At 45.6% G+C, this 8,022-nt stretch carries 9 protein-coding genes; 2 read left to right on the top strand and 7 right to left on the bottom strand.

Annotation, left to right across the window (positions count from 1 at the left end; translation table 11 throughout):
* Positions 1 to 263 precede the first annotated feature (263 nt).
* Positions 264 to 485, bottom strand: coding sequence for a hypothetical protein (locus AC1DPK_RS28305; RefSeq protein ID WP_053373934.1), 222 nt, complete (start codon positions 483 to 485; stop codon positions 264 to 266).
* Between the two features lie 127 nt (positions 486 to 612).
* Complete coding sequence (locus AC1DPK_RS28300) at positions 613 to 1,239, bottom strand: stage II sporulation protein M (protein ID WP_430058125.1); 627 nt, start codon at positions 1,237 to 1,239, stop codon at positions 613 to 615.
* Between the two features lie 205 nt (positions 1,240 to 1,444).
* Here AC1DPK_RS28300 and pdaB point away from each other — a divergent pair, with 205 nt between their 5' ends.
* Positions 1,445 to 2,254, top strand: a complete 810-nt coding sequence (gene pdaB / locus AC1DPK_RS28295; protein WP_076271411.1) for a polysaccharide deacetylase family sporulation protein PdaB — start codon at positions 1,445 to 1,447, stop codon at positions 2,252 to 2,254.
* 1 nt (position 2,255) lies between these two features.
* Here the strand turns inward: pdaB and AC1DPK_RS28290 are convergent, their stop codons facing one another.
* The gene (locus tag AC1DPK_RS28290; protein WP_477512340.1) at positions 2,256 to 2,879 is read right to left on the bottom strand and encodes a KinB-signaling pathway activation protein; all 624 of its coding nucleotides are present in this window, start codon (positions 2,877 to 2,879) and stop codon (positions 2,256 to 2,258) included.
* A gap of 185 nt (positions 2,880 to 3,064) precedes the next feature.
* Here AC1DPK_RS28290 and gerD point away from each other — a divergent pair, with 185 nt between their 5' ends.
* Complete coding sequence (gene gerD, locus AC1DPK_RS28285; RefSeq protein WP_477512339.1) at positions 3,065 to 3,769, top strand: spore germination lipoprotein GerD; 705 nt, start codon at positions 3,065 to 3,067, stop codon at positions 3,767 to 3,769.
* A 115-nt stretch (positions 3,770 to 3,884) separates the two neighbouring features.
* Here the strand turns inward: gerD and AC1DPK_RS28280 are convergent, their stop codons facing one another.
* The 4 genes from AC1DPK_RS28280 to AC1DPK_RS28265 all read right to left on the bottom strand — a co-directional run bounded on the left by AC1DPK_RS28280 (position 3,885) and on the right by AC1DPK_RS28265 (position 7,925).
* Entirely contained in the window at positions 3,885 to 5,006 is a 1,122-nt protein-coding gene (locus tag AC1DPK_RS28280) for a P-loop NTPase (RefSeq protein WP_076271414.1), read from the bottom strand.
* A gap of 113 nt (positions 5,007 to 5,119) precedes the next feature.
* On the bottom strand, positions 5,120 to 5,908 hold the full coding sequence (gene cwlD / locus AC1DPK_RS28275; RefSeq protein WP_076271459.1) for an N-acetylmuramoyl-L-alanine amidase CwlD: 789 nt from the start codon (positions 5,906 to 5,908) through the stop codon (positions 5,120 to 5,122).
* Positions 5,909 to 6,037: 129 nt separating this feature from the next.
* Positions 6,038 to 7,204, bottom strand: a complete 1,167-nt coding sequence (sat, locus tag AC1DPK_RS28270) for a sulfate adenylyltransferase (RefSeq protein ID WP_441885667.1) — start codon at positions 7,202 to 7,204, stop codon at positions 6,038 to 6,040.
* Between the two features lie 25 nt (positions 7,205 to 7,229).
* Positions 7,230 to 7,925 (bottom strand): phosphoadenylyl-sulfate reductase, encoded by a 696-nt coding sequence (locus AC1DPK_RS28265; RefSeq protein WP_076271416.1) that lies wholly within the window; start codon positions 7,923 to 7,925, stop codon positions 7,230 to 7,232.
* Positions 7,926 to 8,022 lie beyond the last annotated feature (97 nt).

Genomic DNA, 8,022 nt, shown 5'->3' with positions numbered 1-8,022 from the left:
CATGTATTAGGCACGCCGCCAGCGTTCGTCCTGAGCCAGGATCAAACTCTCCAAATTGGTGTTTGACTTGCTCATAACTTTTATCGCTATATTTGCTCATCCCGAAGGATTTGCAAGGCAGTTATTACTCGTTGTTCAGTTTTCAAAGAACAATTCATTCTTTCGTGTCAACCGCGTGTGTCTCAGCGGCGACAAGAAATAATATATCACAGGGGCCCAATTAAATGCAACCCCTTTTTTTAAAAAAGTTTTAAAACTTGATTTTATCGATAAGAACGCGCATTTAATGCATAACGCGATAGCTCTTTCGGGGAGGCAATACGTGCGTACATACGGAAGATGATCTTATATCTTCTGGTTATCGCTTGCTTAATATCACCATCTAATCTTGAATCATTCAAGTCGAGCAGCATTTCATCCAGCTCTTTGCGAAGGACGTAGTCGAGTTCTTTGCATTCTTTATCGTTGAATAGTATTCCGAGCATAGCCGTGAGTGACCTCCTTAAGTTGAAAAGCGCAACTTGATCGTCCTTTAACGAACAAAAAAGCAACGTCTCACGCAAATGCGTTTCGACACTGCTTTACTGTTATGCTCAAATATTGGAAAAAATATTACATCTGCAACAACCATAATGTAATTGTACTTTCAATTACCGCCGCAATAAGCAGTGTAATCGTCAAAATAACCATGACAGGAACGGTACGAACGACGAAGCTTTCAAGCTCTCGGCTTATATTCCCTGTCTTAGATCTTGCAAATACAAGTGATCCGACCGCTTTGAAGATGAGTACTCCAAAACGCATGCCATAAGCACATGCAATAATAATCGCGGGAATTTCCAGAATTCCGTGCGGCAGCAAACCTTTAACAATAAGCTCCATCACATACCCGCCGCCATGAAGCTCAGCTGTCGTTTTCAGTAAATAACCGATCATCATTCCATTTACAACTAAGAAAAAGAAAGGCAATACCCCAAACAAAGCACCTAAGTACATAACCAGTATCGATTTGACCGCATTATTCAAAAAAATGAAAATCATCATCGTTAACGTTGGATTTTTGGAATCATCGATCATTTCAGCGAGCTGTCCTAGCCCCTTCAGCTGTTCATCAAGAAAAGCTCTGAACGCTGGGTTCGTGCCTCCGATAACCATGCCTGCTAAAAATAATATGGATCCAAACGCTATATAGGGATTCATTTGTTTAAAATGCTCCCAAATCAAACGCCATTTAAACATTTTATCCCCTCCGCAGCTTGTAAGTTCGCAAGATGGATGAATATCTCTGTAGTACGAGCATAGATTGTACTACAAGCGTAAACGACGGCAGCCTTCGTTGGAGGCAAATACTCGTTTCGCAATTAAGGATAAGTGAAGTATAAAGGTCGGATTTATACTTTCTTATCTTTGTACAAGCTTCCATTAGAGAGGAGTGCCCTTCCCAATGAACGTTTTTTATGTTCTGAATGGCCGAAAGTTGAAAAGGTATTTCTTAATTGCTATCGCTGTCGTATTTTCCATTGGCATCATTTATGCCGAACGTGACAACATCACCGTCTTTGCTCCGCAGCAGCCGGCTGCAATCTACAGCGTACCCACTGACAAAAAGGTTGTTGCTCTTACCTTTGACATTAGTTGGGGCGATAAACGCACGGAACCCATTCTTAATGTGCTAAAAGAGAAAAACATTAAGCAGGCTACCTTCTTCTTATCTTCACCATGGAGCCAGTCCCATCCCGAGATCGTCAGAAAGATTCAAGAGGCTGGTTATGAAATAGGCAGCCATGGCCACAAGCATGATAATTACAGCAAGCTTAGCGATGAAGAAATTCGTAAACAAATTACGACTGCACACACCATTTTATCCGACGTAACGGGAAAACAACCGAAATTGATCCGACTTCCTAACGGAGATTTTGACAAGCGGGTACTGCGCATTGCTGAAGAGCTGCAATATAAGGTAATTCAGTGGGATACGGATTCACTCGACTGGATGAACATCGGCACCGACAAAATTATTAATCGGGTCGTTACGCGTGCTCATCCTGGCGACATCATTTTGTTCCATGCGAGTGATTCCGTAAAGCAGACACATGAGGCGCTTCCGATCGTTATTGATCAGCTGCGTGAAAAAGGCTATGAGTTTGTTACGGTAACCGACCTCATCACACAAACTGAGGTTGACGGCAAAGCGGTGCAGGACAAGACATCCTCTACATTCCCGCAAATTAATGCTGCTGAACTAGAATATTAAGTTAAACGACCGGCTTCGCAGCAATCGCTGCTGAGTCGGTTGTTTCTTTTTTGACCAAACGGYGCATCATCATAATTTGGTATGCATTGCAGACGAATAAAGGAACCATCATAAATACAATAGCAGATACGTTCGTTTCACCTTGCAGCGCAGGCCAAGACTCAATGAATGTAATGAAGAACATCAAAAACATGGTTGGCACAAAAGCGGTTTTGTTCGTTTGCTTAACCTTGAACCATGATACTGCAACAGAAAATAGAAGCAGGGTAAGCGGCAATGTCCAGAAAAACCAGTTGTTCAGGCGCTGCTCATACAACATATACCCCAGCCCTATTGCTGCGAATAACGTCGTATAGCCTTGCAGCGCATTCCATAAATATTTTTTGCCGAATACGCTAAGAGCGATGTAGTTTAACGTTAAATAAGCGAAAAAGCCCATTTGGCTAAATGCTCCAATCATTAATCCGACCAAACCCATCATTAATGCATTAAAGCCGACAGCTTTAAAGCCTAAGAACCCAAACTCCGGATCTACCCAAGCCATCAACGCACCGGTAATTACGCAGGCAAGCCCGCCTACTACCATGCCGCTCCAAAATAAAAAGAACCACTTTTTTAAATTCACGTTCATTATCCTCCTGTTATCCACATTACCCTTTATTTTACCACGTTCACAATAAAAAGCTAAAGTCTGTCCATGATAATCCGGTGAACTTTGTACATAATAACTATACGATCCATCACTTTTCGAACGATTTGTTTATCCAAACGGTATGCAGCAGCAATGACATAGGAAGGAGCTTGCGAATCATGCGTAAGAGCTTTGCTTTATTTTCGGTTATTACAGCCATGTTATTTGTTTTATCAGGCTGTGGCGCCGAGTCCTCTGGAGGTAGTAATGAGCAGGTCAGCTACAAGGATTTAAAAACGATGGTTATTGATATCCTCAAAACGGAGGATGCCCAAAAAGCACTGCAGGAGTCATCACAGCAAATTTCCGGTTATAGTGGCCAAACCTCTAAGCTGCTGTCTGTGCAGGATCAGGAGGAGGTTCGCTTAGCGGTTAAGGATGTCCTTATTTCTCCTCAGTACGACAAGGTAATCAAAAAGCTTATGGTTGATCCACGTTTCGCGGGGGAATTTGCCAAATCCGTTAATAAGCAAAATAAACAAATCCATAAAGAACTAATAAAGGACCCCTCCTATCAAGCTGATTTAATTAAGGTGCTTAAAAACCCTGAAATGGACAAGATGATTCTTGAGGTGCTGCAAAGTACGCAATACCGCAAGGAAGTGATGTCCCTTATGCAGGATGCGATGCAAAATCCATTGTTTCGACTTGAAGTGCTTGATCTGATGAAAAAAGCAGTACAAGAAGAGCTTAAACCAAGCCCAGACCAGAAAGTAGATAAAAAGAAAGAAGAATCGGGCGGTGAGCAAAAATCCGATGAGGAAGGCGGCGGCGGGGACGATTCAGGCGGCGGTGATGAACAAGGCGGCGATTCGGCTATGTAGCGGTAGAAGTATTGTTTTCACTGCATAAAATGAATTCAAAAAAGCCCGAACAGGTTGTCCGCATGGCAGCAAGGATTAGCTGCCTTAGACAATGGTTCGGGCTTTTGTTATTTGACTATTTGCCGCATTTCGCTAATACGCTGTCTGCAAGCTCCAAGTACATCTTCCCTGTTTCAGTATCGGCTTTGTATACCGATGGTGCAAAGTCAGGCTCAGATACATGATTGTCTGGCGCCCCCAATGGAATTTGAGCAAGCAGATCTGAATGAAGCGTCTCTGCGAGGCGTGCGCCGCCACCGCGGCCAAATACATATTCTCTCTCGCCGGTAACTTTAGATTCGAAATAGGACATATTCTCAACGATTCCAATAATTTCGTGTTCCGTCTTAATCGCCATTGCGCCTGCCCTAGCTGCAACGAATGCTGCTGTAGCATGCGGGGTAGTTACGATAATTTCTTTGCTTTGCGGAATAATCTGATGAACATCAAGCGCCACATCTCCCGTACCCGGCGGAAGGTCTAGCAGCAGGTAGTCAAGCTCGCCCCATTCAATCTCTTGGAAGAAGTTGCGCAGCATTTTGCCAAGCATCGGTCCGCGCCACACGATTGGGCTGTTGTCCTCTACGAAGAAGCCCATGGACATCACCTTAACACCAAACTTCTCAATAGGGATGACCCGTTCATTCACAACATCCGGGCGCTCTTCGATCCCCATCATATCCGGCACGCTGAAGCCGTAGATATCCGCATCGATGATGCCGACGCGCTTGCCCCTGCGGGCTAAAGCGACCGCCAAGTTGACGGTCACTGTCGATTTGCCGACGCCGCCCTTGCCGCTCGCGACGGCGATGAACTGCACCCCGCTGGCAGGATCCAGCAGCGGGTTAGCTAAGCCGGCCCCATGCCCCTGAACGGGCGCTGGGCCGCTAGATTTGCCAGCACCGGCGCTAGCCGCAGCCGGTGCTGCAGCTGCCGCTGGCGGCGGCGTAGACGCGCCTGCGCCTGCGGCAGGCGCTGCCTCGGCCCGAAACCGGAAATGCACGGTTTCGGCGCCCAGGCGCGCCAGCGCCTCGCGGAGCGAGGCTTCCAGCGCGGGCTCCATTGCCGCGCCAGACCCAAGGACCGTCATCGAAACTTGACGGTCCCGAACCATTACATCGCGGATGGTAACCCCATCCGCTTTATGCTGTGCCGTCACGATTTCGACGGCCTCTATAACTTGCTCTCGTGTCAACATAGGTTGTGTCCCACCTTTATATAATTAAAACTATATAATAGTTAGTATAACACAGTAAGCCCATGAACCAAGTCATAGGGTGCACCTTTGCTTCATTTTCGGCGAAAGGTTTCTTACTTGTCGGTTACCTCGTCTTGCAGCACGCTTCCGCTCAGCTTCTCCCCTGCAGTATATCTTAGAATACCCTCATAGATGGAGGCAGCTACTGATCTTTGGTACTCCGTATCCGCAAGTCGCTGTGATTCCCCAGGGTTAGATAGAAAGCCCACCTCAACGAGTGCCGTCGGAATGTTCTCGATTGCCTTCAGCACATAAACATCCTTCACGGTAGCGGCAACTCTTGTCGTGTTTTCTAAATTGCGTTTAATCTCATCTTGTATGAAGGTTGCGAGAATCCGATTGTCTGGGTGATTGTCCGGATGAAAAAAGGTTTGTGCACCCGTCCACTTAGCTGAAGGGATACTGTTCATATGTATGCTTATGACTGCGGCAGGATTGCTATTTTTAATAAGGGACACTCGCTTCTTTAAATCCTCTGTCTTGCGCTTGCTATAGGCTCTTGAATCCCCTGTTGCAAGATCGTAATCCCCTTCCCTTGTCATAACAACGACCGCTCCAGCCTGCTGCAAATAATCGCGCAAATACAGCGCAATCGCTAAGTTTAAATCCTTTTCGATAATGCCCTGCTTACTGACCGCACCGCCGTCTGCCCCGCCATGCCCGGCATCAATGGCTATAGTCTTGCCTGACAAAGGCAGCGTCCAATACGACCATGCTTTTTTTGAAGGCATCGATTGTGTAAGCAGTATGCCCGTTAGTGCAATAACCAGCAATCCGATACTGATTCGAATTAAGCCCTTATACGTCAACCAAATGACAACATGCCGATCAATTCGGCGCATAAAAAAACCACCCCGTTTTCCATCAAATGAATACACAGCAGCAAACAGCTTAATCTAGCCAAATGCACACATTCATTTATATGGGACGAGATGGTCGTTTATGAGACAAACCTTAAGTTATTCGGTTAATTAAACTACTGGCTGCTCAGACATGCCTTCAATCAGTATTTTAGCAACCTCAGGACGGGAGAACTCAGGCGGCGGGCAAATGCCATCGCGCAGCAATGCGCGTACCTTCGTACCCGAAAGCGTCAAATGATGCTCCTTGTCATGAGGGCAAGTTTTTGAAGTAGCCATGTTGCCGCACTCTTTGCAGAAGAAGCTGTGCTCGAAATAAAGTGGAGTAATGCCTAGATCCTCTACTGGAATCGTTTTGAGCAGATCCTGAGCTTCGTATGTTCCATAGTAGTCGCCTACACCGGCATGATCGCGTCCAACAATAAAATGCGAGCAGCCATAGTTTTTACGAACAAGAGCATGGAAGATCGCCTCACGAGGCCCAGCGTAACGCATAGCTGCCGGGAATACGCCAAGGAATACACGATCCTTCGGATAATAGTTGTCAAGCAGTGCAAGATAGCTCTTCATCCGTACATTCGCAGGAACATCGTCCGATTTCGTTTCACCAACGAGCGGATTGAGGAAAAGCGCATCAACAATTTCCATTGCTGTTTTTTGAATGTATTCATGCGCGCGGTGAACCGGATTGCGAGTTTGGAAGCCAACTACGGTTTTCCAGCCCTTTTCTGCAAATAAACGACGCGTTTCCGCTGGGTCAAAATAAAACTCGTTAAACTTCTCAGGCTGCGGACGATTCAGCACCGTAATTTCTCCGCCTACATTTATGGAAGAGCGTTCGAACAGCTTTTGAACGCCTGGGTGCTCCAAATCATCTGTCTTGAACACATTCACTGCTTCAACTTTATGGTCAACCGAATAAATGCTATCAATGCTGATAATTGCGTATGTTACGCCATCTTCACCGACTAGCGCTGCACGTTCTCCTGCGGACAGCTCTGCTGCCTTCGCTTCTTCTACAGCAAGCGTAATAGGAATGCTCCATACCGTGCCATTTGCTAGACGCATGTCTTTCACAACGGACTGGTAATCAGCTTCGTTCATAAAACCAGTAAGTGGGGAAAATGCTCCAACTGCGATCAAATCAAGGTCAGATATAGCCCAAGTGTTGATCGTAATCGATTTAAGGGTAGCAGCTTCAGCTAGTAATGCTTCACGTTGTTCGCCCGTAGCGACACGGTTAACGAGTACGCCGCCGTGCGGTAGAATTTGACTCATTGATATTGCTCCTCCTCGAGAGTGCTTATTTATGCAATCCGCATTCTGTTTTTTCTTGACCTGCCCAGCGTCCAGCGCGTGGATCTTCACCAGGCATTACTTTGCGCGTGCACTGCTCGCAACCGATGCTCGGGTAGTTTTGATCATGCAATGGGTTGTAAATAACATCATTCTCGCGAATATAGTTCCATACGTCCTCGGATGTCCAGTGAGCGATTGGATTAAATTTAACGAGCCCGAATTTTGTGTCGTACTCAATTTTTTTGGAATTCGCACGAGTAGGTGCTTGATCGCGGCGAATACCCGTAATCCAAGCATCATATTTCGAAAGAATTTGGGTTAATGGTTTAACTTTACGAATGTTGCAGCATGCGTTCGCATCGGATTTCCAAAGCTCTTCGCCAAACTGAGCAGCTTGCTCCTCAGGTGTAATTTCAGGCTTTACTTCTACGAATGGAATGCCTGGGTAGCGCTTAGCCATCAAATCACGAGTCTCATACGTCTCTTTGAAATGGTAATCCGTATCTAAATAGAAAATGTCCGTTTTCGGGCTAATTTTCTGCAGCATATCAACAAGCACAACATCTTCAGCACCAAAGCTACATGCAAACGTAATATTTGGGAAAGTTTCTACCGCAAACGCAATAATTTCTTCCGGTGTTGCGTTTTCGAGCTCAACTTCCTTTTGTTTGATAAGCGCTTCTTTTTCAAAAAGGTTCATTTTTTTTGCCCTCCGTTTTTAATTCCTAGTAAATTGCTCTGTATAAAAATTATACGTCCAAAAAGTGAAATGTTCAATATAAGTTTTAACCAAAATG

The organism is Paenibacillus sp. 01T424 (assembly GCF_056398745.1).
The sequence above is the reverse complement of the archived record's forward strand: the minus strand, read 5'-3'. Positions and strand labels throughout refer to the sequence as shown.